Here is a 21,477-nt window from a genome sequence, read left to right as displayed (position 1 = left end):
CGCGACCGGCCGTAGCGTTTCACCCATGCGTGCGTCCGTGGCTGTCGGCGGATTTTTTCAACACCCTGATTCTACGGCACTTTCGGGCGCACGCAACCTCATCAGCCCGATTTCGGTGAATAAGCCGGGCTAAGCGAGTTGCTCATGGCCTCGCGCCGCGCCGCGTGGCGAATTTCTGCACACTGAGCGCGCGCGGGTTGGGCTCTTACAGCGCGCCCCCGGATGCGCGCACGCCCGTCGCCGCGTGCCTTGCTGGGCTCGAACCCGGAAGGGAACGCCCTGCCGCGCGATGTCCGAGCCGGGCAAGCGACGGTGCCGCTTTCACGGCGGCAAGAGCACCGGACCGCGGACGCCCGAAGGCAAGGCCCGCGTTGCCGAGGCCCAGCGCAGGCGGTGGGCACGTTGGCGCGCCGAGCGCGGCGACGGATAGGGCGGCGCCGCTGGAGCTTTCGCCTATCAACGGCGGTGCGGCGTTCTAGGCCAGAACTTCCAACAAAGGCCGGTAACCGATTTATCCCACATCACCACGCGAGGCGCGAGACGGGCAGCGTGCACGCCGGGATGCTGGGGCGCCCGTAGGCGGATGCAGAGGCTTACGGGGCGCAACCGAGGGCGCGCCAGACAGGCCGTGACCGCCGACAAATTCCGGCCCGTTCCGACGCAAGCGCCGTCACGGTGGGGGATAGTGTGGGGGATGTATGGTGACGACGTTCAAATTTTCTTTTTAAAATCAGGAATTTTTAGGGATATGGTGGCGGAGGAGGTGGGATTCGAACCCACGGTACGCTTTCACGTACGCCGGTTTTCAAGACCGGTGCATTCGACCGCTCTGCCACTCCTCCGCGGTGCGACCGCTCTAGCGGGTCGTTCGCGATTCTGGAAGGGGCGGCGCCCGGGTGCGGCGTCCCGGTCGGGGAAATCCGCGCAGGGCCACCGGCGGCCTTTTCTTGCGTGCCGCATCGGGCTAGACTGCGGCTGTCGCGCCGGGATGTGCGACGAGAACACAAGCCGGGGGCAACCGGTGCAGCAGACGGGCAAGGGGCAAGCGATACAATGCGTTTCTTTCGGGGGAAGACGGGCCGCAACCTGCGCGCCGCGGCGGTGCTGGGCAGCGTGACGGTGCTGGCGGGCTGCATGGAGAACGGCCAATTCCCGTTGTTCCAGTCCAAGCCGCAGGCGGAAAAGGACGAGGCGGGCGCGGAGGCGCGCGCCGTCAAACTCGTGGAGCGCGACGTCGAGGCGCCCGAGGTCTTCCAGGTCACCGACAAGGGGCTGTGGGACGGCCGGCCGTCCCTGGGCGGCGTCTGGGTGGCCCACCCTGACGTGACCGATCCCGAGCGCGCGATCATCCGCAACCTCGACAACGGCAAGTTCGTCATCGGCGCGCTGTTCCGGCGCGAGCGGGTCAGCCCGGGGCCGGTGCTGCAGGTCTCCTCGGATGCCGCGGCCGCGCTGGACATGCTGGCCGGTGCGCCGGCCGAGTTGAACGTCACCGCCCTGCGGCGCGAGGAGGTGCCCGGGGACGAGGCAGCGGAGGAGGCGCCGACCGAGGGTGAAAGTGCGGCGGCCGCGCCGGTGGAGACCGAAACGCTCGACCCGGTGGCCGGGGCCTCCGCGGCGATCGAGGCGGCGGAGGACACGCCGGACGACGCGGCCGAGGCGGACCCCGAGCCCAGGCCGCGCGCATCGCTGGACAGGCCCTACATCCAGATCGGCATCTTCAGCATCGAGGAAAACGCGCGTAACACCGCCACCTCGATGCGCCAGGCGGGCATGGTGCCCACGGTGAAAAAGCAGAGTCTGCGCGGCAAGACCTTCTGGCGCGTGGTCGTCGGCCCGGCGACAAGCAAGTCGGAACGCCGCGCGCTGCTGCGCAAGATCAGGGAGATCGGTTTCGAGGATGCCTATGCGGTCGACAGCTGAGCCGACGGGATTGCTTCAACGCCTCGCGCGCGCCGCGGCGCCGCTCGTGCTGGCGCTGGCCGCGCTGTGTGTCGCGCTGCCGGTTCAGGCGTTCGACACGCGCGCGAGCGCGGCCTTCGTGCTGGACATGAACACCGGGACCGTGATGCTGAGCAAGCAGGCCGACAAGCGGCTGCCGCCGGCCTCGATGTCGAAGCTGATGACGCTCTACGTCGCCTTCGAGGCGATCCGTGACGGAAGGCTGTCGATGAACGAGCGCCTGCCGGTGTCGCGCCACGCCATGAGCTATGGCGGATCCACCATGTTCCTCGACACCACGGACCGCCCGACGGTCGAGCAGCTGCTGCGCGGGATCATCGTTCTGTCGGGCAACGACGCCTGCGCGGTGATCGCCGAGGCGTTGAGCCCCGATGGCACCGAAGCGGGGTTCGCGCGGTTCATGACGCGGCGTGCGCAGAAGATGGGGCTGACCAACTCCACCTTCACCAACTCGAACGGCTGGCCCGAACCCGGTCACCGGATGACGATGCGCGATCTCGCGCTGCTGGCGCGGCGGATCATCGAGGACTTCCCCGAGTTCTACCCGATGTTCGCCGAGCAGGAGTTCGAGTTCGACGGCCGCGCGCCCGACAACACGCGCAACCGCAACCCGCTGCTGGGGCTCGGCATCGGCGCCGACGGGCTCAAGACGGGCCACACCAGCGAGGCGGGCTACGGGCTCGTCGGCTCGGCCAAGCAGGGCGATCGCCGGATCGTCTTCGTGGTGTCCGGGCTGCCCTCGGTCCGCGCGCGTGCCGAGGACTCCGAGGCGATCATCAACTGGGCGTTCCGCCAGTTCGTCGAACGCCCCGTCGTGCGCAAGGACGAGGAGATCGCCCGCGCCGATGTCTGGATGGGCAGCGTGCCCGAGGTGGGACTGGCCCCGGCCGAGGACGTGGTCGCCCTGTTGCCGGTGCTCTCCGACGAGACGGTGGAGGGCGAGGTCGTGTACACCGGGCCGGTCCGTGCACCGGTCGAAAAAGGCGACAGGCTGGCCGAGCTGGTCTTCGCCCCAGGCGAACTGCCCGAGGTGCGCGTGCCGCTGGTGGCCACCGACGACGTCGCACGCGGCGGCTTCATGTCGCGCATCCGGACGGTGTCCGGGCTCTTGCTTACGCGCCTGCGGCGGGGGCCCGAGGGCGCGCTTTGAGTGCCCCGGGCCTGTTCATCAGCTTCGAAGGCATCGACGGCTCCGGGAAGTCGACGCAGGCGCGGCGTCTGGACGCGGCCCTGCGCGCGCAGGGGCGCGAAACGGTGCTCACGCGCGAACCCGGCGGCAGCCCCGGCGCCGAGGAGATCCGCCGGCTTCTGCTGGACGGGCCGGAGGACAGGTGGTCGGCGGAAACCGAGATCCTGCTGTTCACCGCGGCGCGGCGGGACCACCTCGAACGGGTGATCGCCCCCGCGCTCGATGCCGGCCGCGTGGTGATCTGCGACCGTTTCGCCGACAGCACGCGCATGTACCAGGGGTTGGGCCGCGCTGCGCTGCGCGGGCTGGTCGACCGGTTGCATACCCTGACCATCGGCCGCGAGCCCGACCTGACGCTGCTGATCGACATGGATCCGGCCACCGGGCTGGACCGGGCGCTGTCACGCGGCACCGGCGAGGCGCGCTTCGAATCCTTTGGCAGCGACATGCAGGCGCGCATGCGCGAGGGGTTCCTCGCGCTGGCGCGGGAATTCCCCGAGCGTATCTCGACCGTGGATGGCAACCGGGCGGAGGACACCGTTGCCGCCGAGGTGCTCCGGCTCGTCGAGGCGCGCCTGCCATGAGCGAGAACGACCTGCCCGAACCCGACAGGATCGACGGCGCGCCGCACCCGCGCGAGGTGCCGGGCGTCATCGGCCATGCGGCGGCGGAACGCGACGTGCTGGATGCATGGGCGGCCGGGCGGATGCATCACGCATGGCTCGTCACCGGCCCGCGCGGCGTGGGCAAGGCGACGCTGGCGTGGTCGATCGCGCGGTTCATCCTCGCCGCGCCCGAAGGCGGGGGCGAGCCGGGGCTGTTCGGCGAGGCCCCGCCGGCGCCCGATCGCCTGGGGCTGGATCCCGAGCACCCGGTGGCGCGCCGCGTGGCGGCCCTGTCGGAGCCGGGACTGTTCGTGTTGCGCCGCGGGCCCAACGAAAAGGGTGACCGGCTGTCCCACGACATCCGCGTGGACCAGGTGCGCAGGCTGGCCGGCTTCCTGCACCTCAGCGCGACCGAAGGCGGGCGGCGCGTGGTCATCGTGGATTGCGCCGACGAGATGAACGCACAGGCCGCGAACGCGCTGCTGAAGATGCTCGAGGAGCCGCCCGACCGAGTGACCTTCCTTCTGGTCAGTCACCAGCCCTCGGCGCTGTTGCCGACGATCCGGTCGCGCTGTCGGGCGCTGCGGCTGGCCCCGCTGGGCGCGGCCGACCTTGCCGCCGCGCTGGCGCAGGCCGGCATTGCGCACGAGGGCGACACGCGGGCGCTGGCCGAACTGGCCGCCGGATCGGTGGGCGAGGCGGTGCGCCTGAGCGTGCTGGGCGGCATGGGCCTTTATGCCGAACTTCTGGCGATCGCCGGATCGCTGCCGCGGCTCGACCGGGCGCGCGCGGCGAAGCTGGCCGATGCCGCCGCCGCCCGTGGGGCGGAGGCGCGGCTCGACATGCTGTTCGGGCTGGCCGACGTGCTGATGGCGCGGCTGGCGCGCACCGGCGCCACGGGCACGCCGCCGGCGGTCGAGGCTGCACCGGGCGAGGCCGAGGTGCTTGCGCGGCTGGCGCCGACGCCGGCGGCCGGGCGCGCCTGGGCGGCCTGCGCGCAGGAGGTCGGCGCGCGTGTCCGCCACGGCCGGGCGGTGAACCTTGACCCTGCCTCGCTGGTCCTAGATACCGTGTTCAGGATTCAGCAGGCCGCCTGAGACCGGGCGCGCGGGCAGGGACGACATGACCGAGCGTATCGAGATCACCGACAGCCATTGCCACCTTGATTTCCCCGATTTCGACGAGGAACGCGCCGAGGTGATCGGCCGCGCGGTCGCGGCCGGGGTCACCCGCATGGTCACCATCTGCACCAAGCTGCGGCTTGAACCCCGCGTGCGCGCCATCGCCGAGGCGCACGACCCGGTGTTCTATGCCGCCGGCACCCACCCGATGAGCGCGGCCGACGAACCGATGGCCAGCGCCGACGCGCTCGAGGCGATGGCGCGGCACCCCAAGTTCGTGGGCATCGGCGAGTCGGGGCTGGACTACCACTACACCGGCGAAAGCGCGGATGTGCAGCAACAAAGCCTGCGCGTGCACATCGAGGCCGCGCGCCGGACCGGGCTGCCGCTGATCATCCATGCCCGCGACGCGGACGACGACATGGCCCGGATCCTGACAGAGGAATACCGCAACGGCGCTTATTCGTGCGTGATGCACTGTTTCTCGTCCGGCGCGGGGCTGGCGCGTGCCGCGCTCGACCTTGGCTTCTACCTGTCGATGTCGGGCATCGCGGCATTCCCGAAAAGCCGCGAGCTGCGCGACATCTTCGCCGCCGCCCCGCGCGATCGCATCCTGGTGGAAACCGACGCCCCTTATCTTGCGCCGCCGCCCTATCGCGGCAAGCGCAACGAGCCCGCCTACACCGTGCACACCGCCAAGGTCGGCGCCGAGACCATGGGCATGGACTGGCCCGATTTCGCCGCCCGGACGCAGGCCAATTTCGACCGGCTGTTTTCCAAGGCCGCCGCGTGGCAGGCGGCCGCCTGATGGGCGAACGGCGGTTCACCATTCTGGGCTGCGGGTCCTCGGGCGGGGTGCCGCGGCTGGGCGACCATTGGGGTGATTGCGACCCCGCGGAGCCGCGCAACCAGCGTCGCCGGTGCTCGTTGCTGATCGAACAGACGGGCGAGGGCGGGGTGACCCGTGTTCTGGTGGATACCTCGCCCGATCTGCGCGCCCAGCTGCTGGACGCCGGGGTGGGCCAGCTCGACGCGGTCGTCTACACCCACGACCACGCCGATCACGTGCACGGCCTGGACGATCTGCGCATGATCGTCTTCAACATGAAGCAAAGGTTGCCGGTCTGGGCCGACGGCGCCACGCAGAACACGCTTTATTCTCGGTTCGGCTACGCCTTCATGCAGCCCGAAGGGTCCCCGTATCCGCCGATCCTCGACATGTACACGATCGATGGTGACGTGATGATCGACGGGGCGGGCGGACCCGTCACGCTGCGCCCCTTCGGGGTGCACCACGGCGCCATCGACGCGCTGGGGTTCCGCATCGGCGACCTGGCCTACCTGCCGGACGTGGAAAGCATTCCCGACGCGTCCTGGCCCATGCTTGAGGGGCTGGATTGCTGGATCCTCGATGCGCTGCGCCGCACGCCCCATCCCACGCACGCGCATCTGGACAAATCGCTGGAGTGGATCGCGCGGGCAAGGCCGCGCCGGGCGGTGCTGACCAACATGCACATCGACATGGATTACCGCACGGTGGACGCGGAGACGCCCGAGCACGTCACGCCTGCCTACGACGGCATGACCCTCACCTACACGGTCTGAGCGCGGTGCAGGCGCTGCTCGAGGTCATCCTGCCGGTTTTCGTGGTGATCGGCTTCGGCTACCTCGCGGTCTGGCGCGGCTGGTTCCCGGAGTCGGGCGTTGACGGGCTGATGCGCTTTACCCAGCACTTCGCCATCCCCTGCCTGCTGTTCGTGGCCATCGCCTGCCTCGATCTGGGCCAGACGTTCCACTGGCGGCTGCTGACGTCGTTCTACGCCGGCGCGCTGGGCGGCTTCCTTCTGGGGCTGTTCGGCGCGCGGCTCATCTTCGGCCGCGACTGGGAGGACGCCGTCGCCGTCGGCTTCTGCTGCCTGTTCTCGAACTCCCTGCTGCTGGGTCTGCCGATCACCGAACGCGCCTACGGGCCGGACGCGCTGACCGCGAACTACGCGATCATCGCGCTGCATTCGCCGTTCTGCTACGGCATCGGCATCACCGTGATGGAGGTGGTCCGCGCGCGCGGGCACACGGCGCCGGCGCTGGCGGGCAAGGTGCTCAAGGCGATGTTCTCCAACGCGCTTATACTGGGCATCGCGGCAGGTTTTCTCGTCAACCTGACCGGGCTGGCGCTGCCGGGGCCGTTGCAGGACGGGCTGGACCTGATGGTGCGCGCGGCCCTGCCTGCCGCGCTGTTCGGTCTGGGCGGGGTGCTGGTGCGCTACCGCCCCGAGGGCGACCTGCGGCTTGTGCTCTACGTCTGCGCGGTCGGGCTGGCCGCGCACCCGTTGATCACGCGGGGGCTGTCGGCGGGGCTGGCGCTGCCGGTGCCCGAGCTCCGCTCGGCGGTGCTGACGGCGGCAATGGCCCCGGGCGTGAACACCTACGTCTTCGCCAACATGTACGGCCGTGCGCGCCGGGTCGCGGCCTCGGCGGTGCTGATCGGCACCGCCGCGTCGATCCTGACGGTCTGGCTCTGGCTGGGCAGCCTGCCCTAGCTAGCTGTCGCCCGGCCCCGCGCCGGTCTTCCCGGGGCCGCAGAACAGGCGGTAGAGCATGCCGATGACTTCCTGCGTGTTTTCGTCCGCGAGGCTGTAGTAGATCGTCTTGCCCTCGCGCCGGGTGCTGACCAGCCCCTCGTCGCGCAGCCGCGCCAGCATCTGGCTGACCGCCGCCTGCCGGATCTGCAGAAGCTGTTCCAGTTCGCCCACGGACTTCTCGCCCGAGCCGAGGTGGCACAGGATCATCAGGCGACCCTCGTGGGCCAGTGTCTTCAGGTAGGCTGCCGCGCTCTGTGCGCTGTCGGCCATCTCCTCGGGCGAGACGGAGGGGTCTTCCATTGCCACGTTCGCAAGGTCCTGGTCGTTGGTCGTTCGACTTGATAACACGTCTGTCGACGCCGCGCGAGATCACTTCTCTTCCGGCGGTGCGCCGCCCTGGAAGGCGTTGCCGTGAACGTAGTCGCAGGGCGCTTCCTGCATCTCCAGGTGCAGGCCGTCGCCGGTATAGGGGTGGGCGCGCGCCAGCGCCTCGTCCACCTCGATGCCCAGGCCCGGCGTCTCGGGCGCGGGCACGAAACCGTCCTCGACCGCGATCGCTCCGCCGATCAGGTCGCGGTGGAAGGGGGTCTCGATCGTCTCGGCCATAAGCAGGTTGGGGATGGCCACGGAAAGGTGGATGTTGGCGGCCCATTCCACCGGCCCGGCATAGAGGTGCGGAGCGACCTGGGCGTTGTAGACCTCGGCCATCGCGGCGATCTTGCGTGTCTCCCACAGCCCGCCCGCGCGGCCCAGCGCGGGCTGAAGGATCGCCGCCGCGCCCTCTCGCAGGACGGGCGCGAACTCGGCCTTGGTGCTCAGGCGCTCGCCCGTGGCCACCGGGATCGGGCAGGCCTGCGCGACGCGTGCCATCTGGCCGGTGGTGTCGGGTGGCACCGGTTCCTCGAACCACAGCGGGTCATAGGGCGCGATCGCCCGGCCCAGCCGGATCGCGCCGGCGGTGGTGAACTGGCCGTGCGTGCCGAACAGCAGGTCGGCGCGGTCGCCCACCGCCTCGCGCACCGCCCGGCAGAATGCCACCGACTGCGAGATGTCCGACATCGCCGGCATGTGCCCGCCGCGGATCGTGTAGGGGCCCGCCGGGTCGAACTTCACCGCCGTGTAGCCGCGCGCGACGCAATCGGCGGCCGACTCGGCGGCCATCGCGGGCGAGGTCCAGAAATCGGCCATGCGGTGCCGTGCCAGCGGGTAGAGGTAGCTGTAGGCGCGCACGCGCGCGTTCGTGCGCCCGCCCAGCAGCGCCCAGACCGGGCGGTCGCGCGCCTTGCCGAGGATATCCCAGCAGGCGATCTCCAGCCCCGAGAAGGCGCCGATCACCGTCAGGTCCGGCCGCTGGGTGAACCCGGCAGAGTAGGCGCGGCGGAACATCAGCTCGACGTTCTCCGGGCTCTCGCCGGCCATGTGCCGCGCGAAGACGTCGCGGATCACCGCGTCCATGGCAGCCGGGCCCACGGAGGCCGCGTAGCATTCGCCCCAGCCGGTGATGCCGTCATCGGTCGTCAGCTTCACCAGGATCCAGTAACGCCCGCCCCAGCCCGGCGCGGGCGGGGCCGTCACGATGATCTCGAGGTCCTGCAAACGCATCCCTGCCTCCTCTGGCGTCCCCGCCTTCATCTTGCCGTCAAATACTCCGGGGGGTCCGGGGGGCCGGCCCCCCGGTCGAGCGGGCCGCCCCTAGTCGAAGACGATCACGTTGCGCCGTGCCGTTCCGGTATTGGTATCGGCGATCGCGGCGTTGATCTCGTCCAGCCGCCAGCGCCCCGAGACAAGCGCGTCGAGCTCCAGCCGCCCCTGCCGGTAGAGGTCCACCATCCACGGGATGTCGCGGCGGATCACGACGTCGCCCATCTTGGAGCCCACGAAGCCCTGGCCCGTGGCGGCCAGGATCACCGGTTCGTAGTCCGCCCGCTCGCCCGAGTGCGGCATGCCCACGATCACCACGCGCCCGCCGCCGGCCAGGTAGCGCGGCGCCTGGTCGTAGGCGGGCAGGGCGCCCACGGTCACGATCACCGCGTCGGCGCCACGGCCCATCGCGGCCTTCGCGTCCTTCCAGGGCTTGTCCTGCGTCGCCAGAACGCCGTCGGTGGCGCCGAAATCACGCGCGTCGTCCAGCTTGTCATCGGTCATGTCCACCGCGACGATGCGGCGGGCCCCCGCGATCCGCGCGCCCTGGATCGCGTTGAGGCCCACGCCGCCCGCGCCGATCACCACCACGTCCTGACCCGCGCGCAGCCCGGCCGCGTTGACCACCGCCCCCACACCGGTGATGACGCCGCAGGCCAGCAGGCATGCGCTGTCCCTGGGCATCTCCGCGGGGATCGGGACCACCTGGCTCTGGTCCACGACGACCTTCTCGGCAAACGCCCCGCAGGCCATGCCGTGGTGCATCGGCCCGCCGTCGGTGGCCGCCAGCGGACCGGCGTCGTTGTCGACCGGGGTTTCGCAGCCGGTGGGGCGGCCGCCGGCGCAGCTGGGGCACTGCCCGCAGGCGCGGATCAGCGTCACGACAACCGTGTCGCCCGGCGCCAGGCCGGTGACACCGTCGCCCACCGCCGATATGCGGCCCGCGGCCTCGTGGCCGTAGACCGCCGGCAGCGTGCCACCCCACGCCCCCTCGGCATAGGAGATGTCCGAGTGGCAGATCGCCACGGCGTCGAGCGTGACCTCGACCTCGCCGGTCTCCGGCGCGCGCAGGCTGACCTCCTCGATGGAAAGCGGTGCGCCGAACTCGCGGCACACGGCGGCCCGTATGGTTTGCATCCTGTCCCCCAACTGCTCTTCGGTGCAGACTGGCCCGTCCGGGCGGTACGGTGCAACCGGCAAATTCGCCGGCGTGCGCCGGGTCAGTAGGGCAGGCCCACGTAGTTTTCCGCAAGCGTCGTCTGCGCGGCCGTGCTGTCCCTGAGATAGTCCATCTCGGAATCCTGGAGGTGACGGTCGAAGCCCGACTGCTCGGGGAAGCGGTGCAGAAGCTGCGTCATCCACCAGCTGAAACGCTGGGTCTTCCAGATGCGCGCCAGGGCGCGGTCCGAATAGGCCTCCAGCGCGTCGGCGTCGCCCTTGCCGTACCAGGCCGAAAGCGCCTCGTGCAGGTAGTGGATGTCGCTGGCCGCGGTGTTCAGGCCCTTGGCCCCGGTGGGCGGAACGATGTGCGCCGCGTCCCCGCACAGGAACAGCTTGCCGTAGCGCATCGGGCTGCACACCTGCGACCGCAGCGGCGCGATGTATTTCGACAGCGACGGGCCGATCTCGAGCCGCCCGGCGACATCCGACGGGATGCGGCGGCTCAGTTCCGCCCAGAACATCTCGTCGGTCCAGTCGTCCACGCCATCGCTCAGCCGGCATTGCAGGTAATAGCGGCTCAGCCCGTCGTGCTGCATCGCGCACAGCGCGAAGCCACGGTCGGAGCGGCAATACATGAACTCGTCGGTCACCGGCGGCGTCTCGGTCAGGATGCCCAGCCAGCCGAAGGGATAGATCTTCTCGTGCTCCACGCGGGCGTCCTCGGGGATTTCCTGGCGCGTCGGTCCGCGGAACCCGTCGCAGCCGATGACGAAGTCGAAATCGAGCCGGTTCATCTTGCCGCCGTGCAGGAAGGTCACGAAGGGCGTGTCGCCGTCGAGGTCGTGCAGCTTGACGCCCGCGCATTCGTGCAGGGTGGGCGCCCCGGCGGCGTCGCGCACCGCGTAGAGGTCGCGGGTGATGTCGCTCTGGCCGTAGATGGCCACCGTCTTGCCCGTCAGCGCCTCGAGGTCGACGCGGAACGTGTTCTCGCCGTCGGCGATGGTCAGACCCGCGTGCCGGCCCGCGCCCGCCTTCAGCCCCGCATCGGCGCCGGCTTGCGCCAGAAGCTCCGTGAACCCGGTTTCCAGCACGCCCGCGCGCACGCGCCCGAGCACCTCCTCGCGCGTCGTGCGTTCCAGGACGCAGGTCTCGATGCCCTGATTGTGCAGCAACTGCGCCAGCAGAAGCCCCGCCGGGCCGCCGCCGATGATGGCAACTTGGGTCCGCATGTCTCTCCTCCTCCGTGGGGTTTCGCGCCCGCCGCCGGGGCATGGCGCAGGCCGTTGGCCTAGAAAAGGGTCATATGCGCCATGATCTGTCCATGATCTGACGCAAGTTTGTTGTAGGGCGCCTCCGGGTGGCTGCCGTCGGTCAGGTGGTCGTTGAAGGTGCTGAAATAGGTCATCTCGCCGATCCGCTTCGCGTTGTCGGGATGGAAGTCGCGGCTGAGAAAGATCTGGTCGATGGAATTCAGGACGCCGCCGAAGGCCGCCGTGTAGACGGTGTCGCGCAGCGACTTGCGCACGAAAAGCTTTTCGGCCGCGTGCAGGCGGACGCGCTCGACGGCGCCGGTGATGCGCTTGTTTTCCTCGGCGGTGTAGCGGTCGCCGGGGCCGGTCGCGTCGTGTCGCAGCATCCAGGCGTAGTTGCGGAAAGGGCGCTCTCCGGCCACGATCTCGGAACTGACCGAGGTTTCGCCGTCGTTGAAATCGCCCAGCGCGATCACGGGGTGGCCCGCCTCGATCTCGGCCACGATCTCGCGGCGCAGCACCCAGGCCTCTGCCATGCGCCGCACCGCCGCGCGCAGCTCGCCCATCGCGCGGCCGAGCGGGTCGTAGTGCGTCAGATCCTCTTCGGGGGCGAAACCGGCGCCTTCGGGCGTGATGTATTCGCCCAGCTTGGATTTCAGGTGGCAGTTGAACACCGTCACGCTCCGCCCGCCGACCGGAATCCGCACCTTCAGGATCGGCCGCGACAGCCGCCGCAGGCGAAACACGCCGGCGTCCGCGTCGCCCTCCAGCCCGCGCAACGGCTTGAAGGGGATCTCCAGCGGTTCCTCCAGGTCCTGCAAGATCTCGGGCGGGCCGGCGACGCCCAGCCGCGACAGCACCGCCAGCCCGGGGCGCCGCTGGCCCGGCGTGCCGGTGTCGGCGGCGTTGGAGGCAAAGGCCAGCGCGGCGTCGTGGTACGGCTCGACCTCCAGTTTGCGGAATATCACCTTGCGGTGATAGCGCTTCGCGCGGTCAGGCACAGTCGCGGCGTTGAGGGCGGTGGCGCGGGTGTTCGTCTCGTCGATCACCGCGCGCAGCGCGTCCTCCTCGAAGATCTCCTGGAACCCCACCACGTCGGCGTTCATGCTCAGCAGCTGGTCGGCCAGCCAGTCCTCCTTCCAAGCGTATTCCTCGGGCGTGTAGGACTGGAAGCGGTAGTATTCCCGCCCGGGCCCGATCAGGTTCTTCACGTTGAAGGACGCGATGGTGAAATCCGTCATGGCGTGTGCCCGTGCTGCCGCAGCGCGATCTCGAAGACCTGCGCGTCCACGTTGCCGCCCGAGATCGTGACGATCACCGCGTCGCCCGCGATCTCCTTGGGGCGGAACAGTGCGGCGGCCAGCGCGACCGCGCCGCCGGGTTCGGCCACGACCTTCAGCCGGTGAAAGGCCAGCGCCATGGCATGCAGGCATTCGTCCTCGGTGACCACGAGGCCGGGGCCGCACAGCCGGCGCAGGATCGGGAAGGTAAGCTCGCCCGGCAAGGGTGTCAGGATCGCGTCGCAGATGCTGCCCGATTCCGTCGCGTTGCGCTCGATGCGCCCCGCCGCCAGCGACCGCGCGGTGTCATCGAATCCCGCCGGCTCGCAGGGGCGGGGGCGCAGCCCCGGCGCCTCGGCCTCCAGCGCCAGGGCGATGCCGCCGGTCAGCCCGCCGCCGCCGCAACAGACCAGCACATCGGCCGCCTCCACGCCTGCCTCGCGCGCCTGCCGCGCGATCTCCAGCCCGCAGGTGCCCTGGCCGGCGATGACCTCGGGCGCGTCGTAGGGTTTTATCAGTGTCAGGCCGCGGTCCCGCGCGATGCGCGCGCCGACGTCTTCGCGGCTTTCGCCGCCGGCCCGGTCGTAAAGCACCACCTCCGCGCCCAGCGCGCGGGTGTTGGCGATCTTCAGGCGTGGCGCGTCGGCGGGCATGACGATCACCGCCGGCACGGCGAAATCGCGCGCCGCCTGCGCCACGCCCTGGGCATGGTTGCCGCTGGAATAGGCGATGACGCCCTTGGCGCGCGCGTCCGGCGCCATCGCCGAGACGGCGGCGCGCGCGCCGCGGTACTTGAAGCTGCCGGTGTGCTGCAGACATTCGGCCTTCACCAGCACGTGGCGCCCGGCGATCTCGTCGAGGAAAGGCGAGGACAGAAGCGGTGTGCGCCGCGCGTGCCCCGCCAGCCGGCCGGCGGCGGCGCGGATGCGGGCGATGTCGCTCACGCCGCCCTCTCCATGAGCCGGCCGATCAGGTCGAGCGACACGGGCTCGTCGAGGAAGGGCACGTGGCCGCGGTCGGGCACCGAGGCCGAGATCAGGCCGGGGTGGCGCCGGTGCATCCCTTCGACGGTTCCGGGGTCGAGGATGTCGGAGTTCGCCCCGCGCAGCACGCCCACCGGGATCTCGGCCAGCGCCTCGAAGAACATCCAAAGATCCGGCTGTGCGCCCGAGGCGGACTGTTCCAGCAGTGCACGGTGTAGGTTGGCGTCATAGCGCAACCCGAGCCCGCCACCGGGTTTCTCGACCCACATGTTCTCGGCCTGCGCGCGCCAGCGTTCGCGCGGGACGCCGGGGAACTCGTCGCCGGAGGCGGCCAGGAGCCCGTCGGCGGCATCCTCGTAGTCGGTATAGGGCGGTTCCTTGCCCACGTAATCCATGATCCGTGCCAACCCCGCCGGCCCCACGACGGGGCCGATGTCGTTGAGGACCACGCCGGCCAGCCGTTCGGGGTGGCTGGCGGCCAGCGCCATCGCGATCAGACCGCCGCGCGAGGTGCCGATCACCGTCACGCGGTCCAGTTCCAGGTGATCGAGCAGCTCGATCGCGTCGTGGCCCTCGCGGATCACGTTGTAGTTCATGTAATCGGGGTCGTAGTCCGACTCGCCGCGCCCGCGGCTGTCCAGCCGGATCAGCCGGCAATCGCGCATGTGCGGTGCCAGGAAGGTGAAATCGCGCGCGTTGCGCGTCAGACCGGCAAGGCACAGGACGGGCCGGCCCTCGCCGTCGTCCTCGTAATGCAGGGCCAGGCCGTCGGATGTGCGGAACTTGGGCATCAGGCGCTCGCGAGACGTGGGATGTCGGCAAGGTCGGAAAGCTGGTGATGCGGCCGGGCCGGCAGGCGCTCCTCCGGCTCGCCGGCGCGGTTGACCCAGGCGGTGGTGAAGCCGTAGCCGGCCGCGGCGGCCGCATCCCAGCCGTTCGAGGAGACGAACAGCACGTCCTGGTTGGTGCAGCCGAACTGTGCGCCCACCATGTCGTAGACCGCGCGCGCTGGCTTGAACACGCCCACGCTTTCCACCGACAGCACCGCGTCGAGCAGCGTGCCGACACCGGCGGATTGCACCGCTGCGGAAAGCATCTCTGGTTCGCCGTTCGACAGGATCGCGGTGGCCTTGCCCGCCGCCTTGAGCGCGCGCAGCATCCCGGGCACCTCCGGGTAGGCCTCGAGCTCCCGGTAAAGCTGCAGCAGGCGCGCGCGCAGTTCCGCGTCGCCAGCCAGGCCCTCGGCCTCCAGCGCCCAGTCGAGCCCGTCCTGCGTGACCGCCCAGAAATCCGTGTGGTCGCCGGTGACGGCACGCAGCCAGGTGTATTGAAGCTGCTTGAGCCGCCAGTTCTGCGCGATTGCGGGCCAGTGGGCGGCGAAGGTCTCGCGCCCCGGCTCGGCCGCGGCCTGACGGGCGGCCGCGGACACGTCGAACAGCGTGCCGTAGGCGTCGAAGATGCAGGTCGTGATCGGCATGGCCCCTCCCGCGGCGTTGTCCGGCGTGGCCACAGTGGCACGGATGCCGCGCCTCGAAAAGACCCGGTGCGGCCCGGCCCGACGGAGGGGCGCGCGGTGGCTTGCAGGGGCGCCGCACCGCGCCGCGATCTGTTTGCCTTTGCCGCGATTCAGCGATACCCTGAACGCTGTCGCACAAGAACCCGCGGGACGCCGCGGCCTTGCAAACCCATCCCATCAGAATTGGATCCTATATGACCCAGGTAAAATCGGGCGACACTGTACGTATTCACTATACCGGCACGTTGAGCGACGGCCAGACCTTCGACAGCTCCGAGGGCAAGGACCCGCTGGAGTTCACCGTCGGTTCGGGGCAGATCATCCCGGGCCTGGACAACGCCCTGCCGGGCATGTCGGTGGGCGACAAGAAGACCGTCGAGGTCCCCGCAGACGAAGCCTACGGCCAGCCCGATCCGAATGCCCAGCAGGCGGTGCCGCGCGCGGAGATCCCCGATGACATTCCACTCGACCTCGGCACGCAGCTGCAGGTGCAGACGCCCCAGGGGCAGGTCATGCCCGTGACGGTGGTGAACGTCACCGAGGAAGAAGTCACGCTGGATGCCAACCATCCGCTGGCCGGCCGTGACCTGACCTTCGCGATCGAGCTCGTCGAGATCTCCTGACCGAGCCGCAAGGACCCCGCGGCGCCCGGCCCATCTGCCTGGGCCGGCGCCGCGCGGGACTGCCGCGTGGCGCGCGGGCGTGATAGACTGTCCGTCACCTGCCTTTGCAAAGGGTGTGTCATGACAGGTCGCACGGACGATATCATCGCGCGCATCCGGGCGCTGGAGGCCCAGCTCGAATCGGAATTCGCCGCCCGCCGCGAAGCGTTCCGCTATCGGCTGGAGAACGGGCGCGTCGTATTCGAGGAAGAGGCGCGGCGGCGCCACCGCGAACTGCGTACCCGGTTCCTGACGTTCGTGCGTCGGACCCGCCCGATGACGGTGGTGACGGCGCCTGTCATCTACGCGCTCGTCGTGCCGATCGCGGCACTTCACCTGAGCGTCTGGGTGTACCAGGCGATCTGCTTTCCGGTCTACGGCATACCCAGGGTGCCGCACGCGCCCTACCTGCGCGTCGACCGGCACCGGCTTGCGTATCTCAACGGCGTGCAGAAACTCAACTGTGTCTACTGCGGCTATGCCAACGGGGTGATCGCCTGGGTGCGCGAGGTAGCCTCGCGCACCGAGGGCTTCTGGTGCCCGATCAAGCACGCCACGCACGTGGCCGGTACGCACGAGCGCTATCCCAAGTTCCTTGATTACGGCGACGCGGAAGGCTTCCACGAGGGTCTGGAGGCATGGCGGCGGCATCTCGCCCGCGGCGGCGGGACGGACGCCACGCGCTGACGGCCGTCAGCCGATTTCCAGCAGCACGGCACCGGCCCGGCCGCCCGCCATGACCAGATCATGCGCTTTCGCGCAGTCCTCCAGAGGCAACGTCGCGTGGATGGCCGGATCAAGCCCGCCACCGGTCAGCGCGGCGTGCAGCCGGTCGATGGCGGCCTTCCGCCGGGCCATGGGCAGCAGGTAGATCAGGACTATTTCGATGGTGATCGCCTTGAACAGGTAGGGGCCGAAGGGCAGCGTCGGTGTCATGTCGCGGGCCGATCCGTAGGCGGCGACGTGGCCGTTCTCGGCCAGCACCTCGCCCAGCATGGCCGCATTGGCGCCGAACTCGACCTCGACAGCCCTGTCCACGGCGCCCACAGCGTCGGCGATCCTCTGCGCGAGGTCGGGGGCGGTGTAGTCGAAGACATGGGCCGCACCGGCGGCGCGCACGCGCTCCATGTCACGCGCCGAACAGGTCGCCACGACGCGCGCGCCGCCCCAGCGTGCCATCTGCACGGCGTTGTGGCCCACGGCGCCGGCCCCGCCGCTGATCAGCACGGTCTTGTCCGCGACGTCTCCGCCGCCAAAGACACAATGCGCCGCCGTGAGCCCCGGGATGCCCAGGGTGGCCCCGACCCGCGGGTCGATGCCGTCGGGCAGCGGCACCGCCTGCTCCGCGCCGATCGCGATGTATTCCGCCGCCGTGCCCATGGCCCGCCGCCACTGGCCGTTGTAGATCCAGACATGCTGGCCCACGCGGGACTCGTCCACGCCGTGCCCCACCGTTTCGATCACGCCAGCGCCGTCGGAATGGGGCACGATGACCGGGTAGGGCGGCCTTGTCACGCCGGGCCGGCTGCCGGCCCGGGCCTTGGCGTCGGACGGGTTGACGCCCGAGTGGCTCAGCCGCACCAGAACTTCGCCCGGCGCCGGGGCCGGGCGTTCGACGGTGGCGGTTTTCAGAACATCGCTGGCCGGTCCGAACCGGCTGTAGGTCACGGCGCGCATGGCAGGCCCTTCATTGGCGTGATCGGCGGTTCACCGGCGCGGCACCGCCGCCGTTTGCCGGCGCGTCAGGTCCGGCGCAGGCGGATGACGACATCGACCGACGCGATCTCGGCGCCCTCGGGGGCCTCCGGCAGGCTGGTGATCTCGAGCTGGTCGGCGGGGGCGTCGGTCAGCACGTTGTCGTCTTCCCAGTAGAAATGCGGGTGGTCATGGGTGTTGGTGTCGAAATAGCTTTTCGCGCCGTCGACCTTGACCTCCTGCACGAGGCCGGCGTCGCAGAACGCGCGCAGCGTGTTGTAGACCGTGGCCAGCGACACGCTTTCGCCCATGTCGCGCGCGGTGGAAAACAGGCTTTCGGCCGTCACGTGCCGATGCTGCCCGTCGCCGATCAGAAGCGCGGCCAGCGCGACCCGCTGCCGGGTGGGCCGCACGCCCGCCGCGTTCAGCCATCGCGTCCCGTTTGTCGTCGCCTGTGGTGTCATCTCGGCTTGCATCCTTTCGATCAACTCTCAATATAGGAGCGCGGGGCGCATGATTTCAAACAAATTTCATCGCGCTGCAGGCCGCCGCGGCCCGCGACGGCGGCTTGCACGGCACAGATTTGCGGTGGTAGGGGTCACCGGCGACGAATTTTCGGGGTGTTTCAACAGGGGGCCGGCGGCATGGCCGATTATCCGACCAGTTTCGACAAGGAGGACCTGCTGAAATGCGCCCGCGGGGAGCTTTTCGGCCCCGGCAACGCGCAGTTGCCCCTGCCGCCGATGCTGATGGTGGATCGCGTTACCGATATTTCCGGCGACCGTGGCCCGCACGGCAAGGGGCATGTCGTCGCCGAATTCGACATTCATCCCGACCTCTGGTTCTTCGAATGCCATTTTCCCGGCAATCCGATCATGCCCGGCTGCCTCGGTCTCGACGGTCTGTGGCAGCTGACCGGTTTCAACCTTGGCTGGCGGGGCTGGCAGGGCCGCGGCTACGCGCTGGGCGTGGGCGAGGTGAAGCTCACCGGCATGGTGCGGCCCGACCGCAAGATGCTGACCTTTTACGTCGATTTCACCAAGGCCGTGCAGACGCGGCGGCTTACCATGGGGGTGGCCGACGGCCGCGTCGAGGCCGACGGGGACGTGATCTATGAAGTCAAGGACATGAAGGTCGCGCTGTCCGAAAGCTGATCCAAGAACGCGAAAGGAGGGCGCCATGCGCCGCGTCGTCGTAACCGGACTGGGCATCGTCTCGAGCATCGGGATCAACGCCGAAGAGGTGCTGGCCGCGCTCAGGGACGGTCGGTCGGGGATCACGGCAAACCCGGAAATGGCCGAGCACGGTTTCCGCAGCCAGATCGCGGGTGCCGTGGACATCGACGTGACCGAACACGTCGACAAGCGCACCCTGCGGTTCATGGGGCCGGGGGCGGCCTATGCCTACATCGCCATGAACCAGGCCATTGCCGATGCGGGGCTGGAGGAGACCGAGATCGTCAACCCGCGCACCGGGCTCGTGGCGGGCTCGGGCGGGCCGTCCACCAGCGCCATGCTGACAGCGCACCAGACCGTGCTGGACAAGGGCAGCCCCAAGCGCATCGGCCCGTTCGCCGTGCCCAAGTGCATGTCGTCGACCATATCGGCCAACCTGTCCACAGCCTTCGCGATAAAGGGTATCAATTATTCGATCACCTCGGCCTGCTCGACCTCGCTGCACTGCATCGGCAACGCGGCCGAGCAGATCATGATGGGCAAGCAGGACGTGATGTTCGCCGGCGGCGGCGAGGAGCTGGACTGGACGCTGTCTTGCCTGTTCGACGCGATGGGCGCGATGTCGAGCGGCTTCAACGACACCCCCGAACGCGCCAGCCGCGCCTTCGACGCCGATCGCGACGGGTTCGTGATCTCGGGCGGCGGCGGGATCGTCGTGCTGGAGGACCTCGAACACGCCCTGGCCCGCGGCGCGAAGATCTATGCCGAGGTCACCGGTTATGCCGCGACATCCGACGGCCATGACATGGTCGCGCCCTCGGGCGAAGGCGGAGAACGCGCGATGCGACTGGCGCTGCAGACCCTGCCGGAGGACCGCAAGGTGGGGTACATCAACGCCCACGGAACCTCGACGCCAGTGGGCGACGTGGGCGAGGTGGAGGCCGTCCGGCGCGTCTTCGGGACGGGCACGACGCCGCCCGTCAGTTCCACCAAGTCGATGACCGGTCACAGTCAGGGCGCGACCGGCGCGCAGGAGGCGATCTATTGCCTGCTGGCGCTGGAACACGATTTCATCATCCCGTCGATCAACGTCGAGACACTCGACGAGGGCATAAACCCGGCCGAGATCGCGACGGCCCGCGTGGACAACGCGGGCCTGGACACGGTGATGACCAACAGTTTCGGGTTCGGCGGCACGAATGGGTCGATGCTGCTCAGCAAGTATCACGGATGACACGCATATGACCAATTCGATGCAGGGCAAGCGCGGCCTGATCATGGGGGTGGCGAACGACCGCTCCATCGCGTGGGGAATCGCCAGGGCGATGCACGAGGCGGGCGCCGAGCTTGCGTTTTCCTACCAGGGCGACAACTTCGCCAAGCGGGTGGAGCCGCTGGCGGCGTCGCTTGGCTCGGACATCCTGCTCGACGTGGACGTGACCGACGACGCGTCGCTCGACGCCGCGTTCGAGACGCTGGCCGGACGCTGGCCCACGATCGATTTCGTGGTGCACGCCATCGCCTATTCGGACAAGTCCGAACTGACGGGCCGCTTCATGAACACCAGCCGGCGCAACTTCAAGCACTCGATGGAAATCTCGGCCTATTCCTTCATCGACGTGGCACGCCGGGCGCACCCGCTGATGAAGGACGGCGGCGGCACGTTGCTGACCCTGACCTACCAGGGGTCGAACCGCGTGGTGCCCAACTATAACGTGATGGGCGTGGCCAAGGCCGCGCTGGAGGCCGCCACGCGTTACCTGGCCAACGATCTGGGCCCCGACGGCATCCGCGTGAACGCGATCAGCCCGGGGCCGATGAAGACGCTCGCGGGCGCGGCCATCGGCGGCGCGCGGCGCACCTACAAGCATACCGAGGAGAACGCGCCGCTGCGGGCCAACGCCACGCTCGAGGCGATCGGCGGCACGGCGGTCTACCTGGCCTCCGACGCCGGCGCCTGCACGACGGGCGAGGTCATCAAGGTGGACGGCGGGTACCACGTGCTGGGCATGCCGCAGGCCGAAAACCTCTGACAGGCGCGCAGGACCGCGAATCGCCCGCGCGGCGCCGCATTTCCGCCACTGCGCCGCGGTAGCGTGGTCCGCATGAGCGATCTGCCCACGGATATCGACCCGCGCGCGTTGCGCCGGTTCAAGCGCGCCCGCCGCGCCCGCATCGCCGCGCGGCTGCTGGCGCCGGTTTTCCTGGTGATGGTGTCGGCCGTGCTGTGGTCGGATCCGGTGATCGGGCCGAAACTCAGGACCGGGCTGGCAAACCTTCAGGCAACCCTGGGGACGCAGCGGATGGCTTCGGCCGATCCCGCGACGGCACCGGCCGCCGGGGCCCGGACCGCGGGCTCGTCCGACACGGTTGCGCAGGATGCACCGTCGGCGCCTCCGCACCGCGCCGCGCCCCGGGCGCCCGCCGCGCCTTCCGCAGGCGTTCCGCCGAGCTTCACCATCGACGACTCGCGCGGCTTCAAGCGCGTGACGGTGGGGCAGGGAACGTCGGGCGCCGCCGCGGGCGTGCGTCGCCTGAAGCTCGACAGCGCGGCCGCGGGCGGCGGCGGGTAGCGCCCCGCGGTTCCCTTTCGCGTGAGGCCGCGTTGACGGGCCGCTGGGGGCGCCCCCATCTTTGCCGGGGCAACACAGGAGA

General features: G+C 69.7%; 24 protein-coding genes and 1 tRNA gene. 14 read left to right on the top strand and 11 right to left on the bottom strand.

What is annotated here, in order from left to right; genetic code table 11:
• Positions 1 to 244 precede the first annotated feature (244 nt).
• Positions 245 to 430, top strand: a complete 186-nt coding sequence (locus CEF10_RS17360) for an HGGxSTG domain-containing protein (RefSeq protein WP_269801329.1) — start codon at positions 245 to 247, stop codon at positions 428 to 430.
• A 322-nt stretch (positions 431 to 752) separates the two neighbouring features.
• Here the strand turns inward: CEF10_RS17360 and CEF10_RS14260 are convergent.
• Positions 753 to 842 (bottom strand) — tRNA-Ser (locus CEF10_RS14260).
• Between the two features lie 211 nt (positions 843 to 1,053).
• Between CEF10_RS14260 and CEF10_RS14255 the strand changes: the two genes are divergently transcribed.
• From CEF10_RS14255 to CEF10_RS14225, 7 genes are read left to right on the top strand one after another with little or no spacing between them, the layout of a single operon-like run.
• Positions 1,054 to 1,923 (top strand): SPOR domain-containing protein, encoded by an 870-nt coding sequence (locus CEF10_RS14255; RefSeq protein WP_101068847.1) that lies wholly within the window; start codon positions 1,054 to 1,056, stop codon positions 1,921 to 1,923.
• The gene (locus tag CEF10_RS14250) at positions 1,907 to 3,112 is read left to right on the top strand and encodes a D-alanyl-D-alanine carboxypeptidase family protein (protein WP_101068846.1); all 1,206 of its coding nucleotides are present in this window, start codon (positions 1,907 to 1,909) and stop codon (positions 3,110 to 3,112) included. Before CEF10_RS14255 ends, CEF10_RS14250 begins: the two co-directional genes overlap by 17 nt.
• Entirely contained in the window at positions 3,109 to 3,735 is a 627-nt protein-coding gene (tmk, locus tag CEF10_RS14245) for a dTMP kinase (protein ID WP_101068845.1), read from the top strand. Before CEF10_RS14250 ends, tmk begins: the two co-directional genes overlap by 4 nt.
• Positions 3,732 to 4,853, top strand: coding sequence for a DNA polymerase III subunit delta' (locus tag CEF10_RS14240; protein WP_101068844.1), 1,122 nt, complete (start codon positions 3,732 to 3,734; stop codon positions 4,851 to 4,853). Before tmk ends, CEF10_RS14240 begins: the two co-directional genes overlap by 4 nt.
• Positions 4,854 to 4,878: 25 nt before the next feature.
• A complete protein-coding gene (locus tag CEF10_RS14235; protein ID WP_101068843.1) occupies positions 4,879 to 5,685 on the top strand; it encodes a TatD family hydrolase in 807 nt (268 codons plus the stop codon).
• Positions 5,685 to 6,482, top strand: coding sequence for an MBL fold metallo-hydrolase (locus tag CEF10_RS14230; protein ID WP_101068852.1), 798 nt, complete (start codon positions 5,685 to 5,687; stop codon positions 6,480 to 6,482). Before CEF10_RS14235 ends, CEF10_RS14230 begins: the two co-directional genes overlap by 1 nt.
• A 5-nt stretch (positions 6,483 to 6,487) precedes the next feature.
• Positions 6,488 to 7,417 (top strand): AEC family transporter, encoded by a 930-nt coding sequence (locus CEF10_RS14225; protein WP_101068842.1) that lies wholly within the window; start codon positions 6,488 to 6,490, stop codon positions 7,415 to 7,417.
• On the opposite strand, the gene CEF10_RS14220 is transcribed toward CEF10_RS14225, so the two are convergent.
• The 8 genes from CEF10_RS14220 to CEF10_RS14185 form a co-directional block, all read right to left on the bottom strand.
• A complete protein-coding gene (locus CEF10_RS14220) occupies positions 7,418 to 7,759 on the bottom strand; it encodes an ArsR/SmtB family transcription factor (RefSeq protein ID WP_198586209.1) in 342 nt (113 codons plus the stop codon).
• A 69-nt stretch (positions 7,760 to 7,828) separates the two neighbouring features.
• Positions 7,829 to 9,061 (bottom strand): mandelate racemase/muconate lactonizing enzyme family protein, encoded by a 1,233-nt coding sequence (locus CEF10_RS14215; RefSeq protein WP_101068841.1) that lies wholly within the window; start codon positions 9,059 to 9,061, stop codon positions 7,829 to 7,831.
• Between the two features lie 90 nt (positions 9,062 to 9,151).
• On the bottom strand, positions 9,152 to 10,237 hold the full coding sequence (locus CEF10_RS14210; RefSeq protein WP_101068840.1) for an alcohol dehydrogenase catalytic domain-containing protein: 1,086 nt from the start codon (positions 10,235 to 10,237) through the stop codon (positions 9,152 to 9,154).
• A gap of 83 nt (positions 10,238 to 10,320) precedes the next feature.
• Complete coding sequence (gene pobA / locus CEF10_RS14205) at positions 10,321 to 11,490, bottom strand: 4-hydroxybenzoate 3-monooxygenase (RefSeq protein ID WP_101068839.1); 1,170 nt, start codon at positions 11,488 to 11,490, stop codon at positions 10,321 to 10,323.
• 59 nt (positions 11,491 to 11,549) lie between these two features.
• Positions 11,550 to 12,752, bottom strand: a complete 1,203-nt coding sequence (locus tag CEF10_RS14200; RefSeq protein ID WP_101068838.1) for an endonuclease/exonuclease/phosphatase family protein — start codon at positions 12,750 to 12,752, stop codon at positions 11,550 to 11,552.
• The gene (locus CEF10_RS14195) at positions 12,749 to 13,735 is read right to left on the bottom strand and encodes a threonine ammonia-lyase (protein WP_101068837.1); all 987 of its coding nucleotides are present in this window, start codon (positions 13,733 to 13,735) and stop codon (positions 12,749 to 12,751) included. The genes CEF10_RS14200 and CEF10_RS14195 overlap by 4 nt, the downstream gene beginning before the upstream one ends.
• A complete protein-coding gene (locus CEF10_RS14190; RefSeq protein WP_101068836.1) occupies positions 13,732 to 14,565 on the bottom strand; it encodes an alpha/beta fold hydrolase in 834 nt (277 codons plus the stop codon). The genes CEF10_RS14195 and CEF10_RS14190 overlap by 4 nt, the downstream gene beginning before the upstream one ends.
• Positions 14,565 to 15,251: a haloacid dehalogenase type II gene (locus CEF10_RS14185; RefSeq protein ID WP_101068835.1), complete on the bottom strand. Its 687-nt coding sequence runs from the start codon at positions 15,249 to 15,251 to the stop codon at positions 14,565 to 14,567. The genes CEF10_RS14190 and CEF10_RS14185 overlap by 1 nt, the downstream gene beginning before the upstream one ends.
• 233 nt (positions 15,252 to 15,484) lie before the next feature.
• Between CEF10_RS14185 and CEF10_RS14180 the strand changes: the two genes are divergently transcribed.
• Both CEF10_RS14180 and CEF10_RS14175 read left to right on the top strand, forming a co-directional pair.
• Positions 15,485 to 15,913: an FKBP-type peptidyl-prolyl cis-trans isomerase gene (locus CEF10_RS14180; protein ID WP_101068834.1), complete on the top strand. Its 429-nt coding sequence runs from the start codon at positions 15,485 to 15,487 to the stop codon at positions 15,911 to 15,913.
• 120 nt (positions 15,914 to 16,033) lie between these two features.
• On the top strand, positions 16,034 to 16,639 hold the full coding sequence (locus CEF10_RS14175; RefSeq protein ID WP_101068833.1) for a hypothetical protein: 606 nt from the start codon (positions 16,034 to 16,036) through the stop codon (positions 16,637 to 16,639).
• 6 nt (positions 16,640 to 16,645) lie between these two features.
• Here CEF10_RS14175 and CEF10_RS14170 read toward each other — a convergent pair whose 3' ends face one another.
• Positions 16,646 to 17,629, bottom strand: a complete 984-nt coding sequence (locus tag CEF10_RS14170) for an NADPH:quinone reductase (protein ID WP_101068832.1) — start codon at positions 17,627 to 17,629, stop codon at positions 16,646 to 16,648.
• A 65-nt stretch (positions 17,630 to 17,694) separates the two neighbouring features.
• Positions 17,695 to 18,111, bottom strand: a complete 417-nt coding sequence (irrA, locus tag CEF10_RS14165) for an iron response transcriptional regulator IrrA (RefSeq protein WP_101068850.1) — start codon at positions 18,109 to 18,111, stop codon at positions 17,695 to 17,697.
• Between the two features lie 180 nt (positions 18,112 to 18,291).
• Here irrA and fabA point away from each other — a divergent pair, with 180 nt between their 5' ends.
• The 4 genes from fabA (at position 18,292) to CEF10_RS14145 (ending at position 21,395) form a co-directional block, all read left to right on the top strand.
• Entirely contained in the window at positions 18,292 to 18,801 is a 510-nt protein-coding gene (fabA, locus tag CEF10_RS14160) for a bifunctional 3-hydroxydecanoyl-ACP dehydratase/trans-2-decenoyl-ACP isomerase (protein ID WP_101068831.1), read from the top strand.
• A gap of 25 nt (positions 18,802 to 18,826) precedes the next feature.
• Complete coding sequence (fabB, locus tag CEF10_RS14155) at positions 18,827 to 20,056, top strand: beta-ketoacyl-ACP synthase I (RefSeq protein WP_101068830.1); 1,230 nt, start codon at positions 18,827 to 18,829, stop codon at positions 20,054 to 20,056.
• A 7-nt stretch (positions 20,057 to 20,063) separates the two neighbouring features.
• Positions 20,064 to 20,855, top strand: coding sequence for an enoyl-ACP reductase FabI (locus CEF10_RS14150; protein WP_101068829.1), 792 nt, complete (start codon positions 20,064 to 20,066; stop codon positions 20,853 to 20,855).
• A gap of 72 nt (positions 20,856 to 20,927) precedes the next feature.
• Positions 20,928 to 21,395 (top strand): hypothetical protein, encoded by a 468-nt coding sequence (locus CEF10_RS14145; protein ID WP_101068828.1) that lies wholly within the window; start codon positions 20,928 to 20,930, stop codon positions 21,393 to 21,395.
• Positions 21,396 to 21,477: the final 82 nt, after the last annotated feature.

The organism is Roseovarius salinarum, assembly GCF_002834145.1.
Classification (GTDB): Bacteria; Pseudomonadota; Alphaproteobacteria; order Rhodobacterales; family Rhodobacteraceae; genus Roseovarius; species Roseovarius salinarum.
The sequence above is the reverse complement of the archived record's forward strand: the minus strand, read 5'-3'. Positions and strand labels throughout refer to the sequence as shown.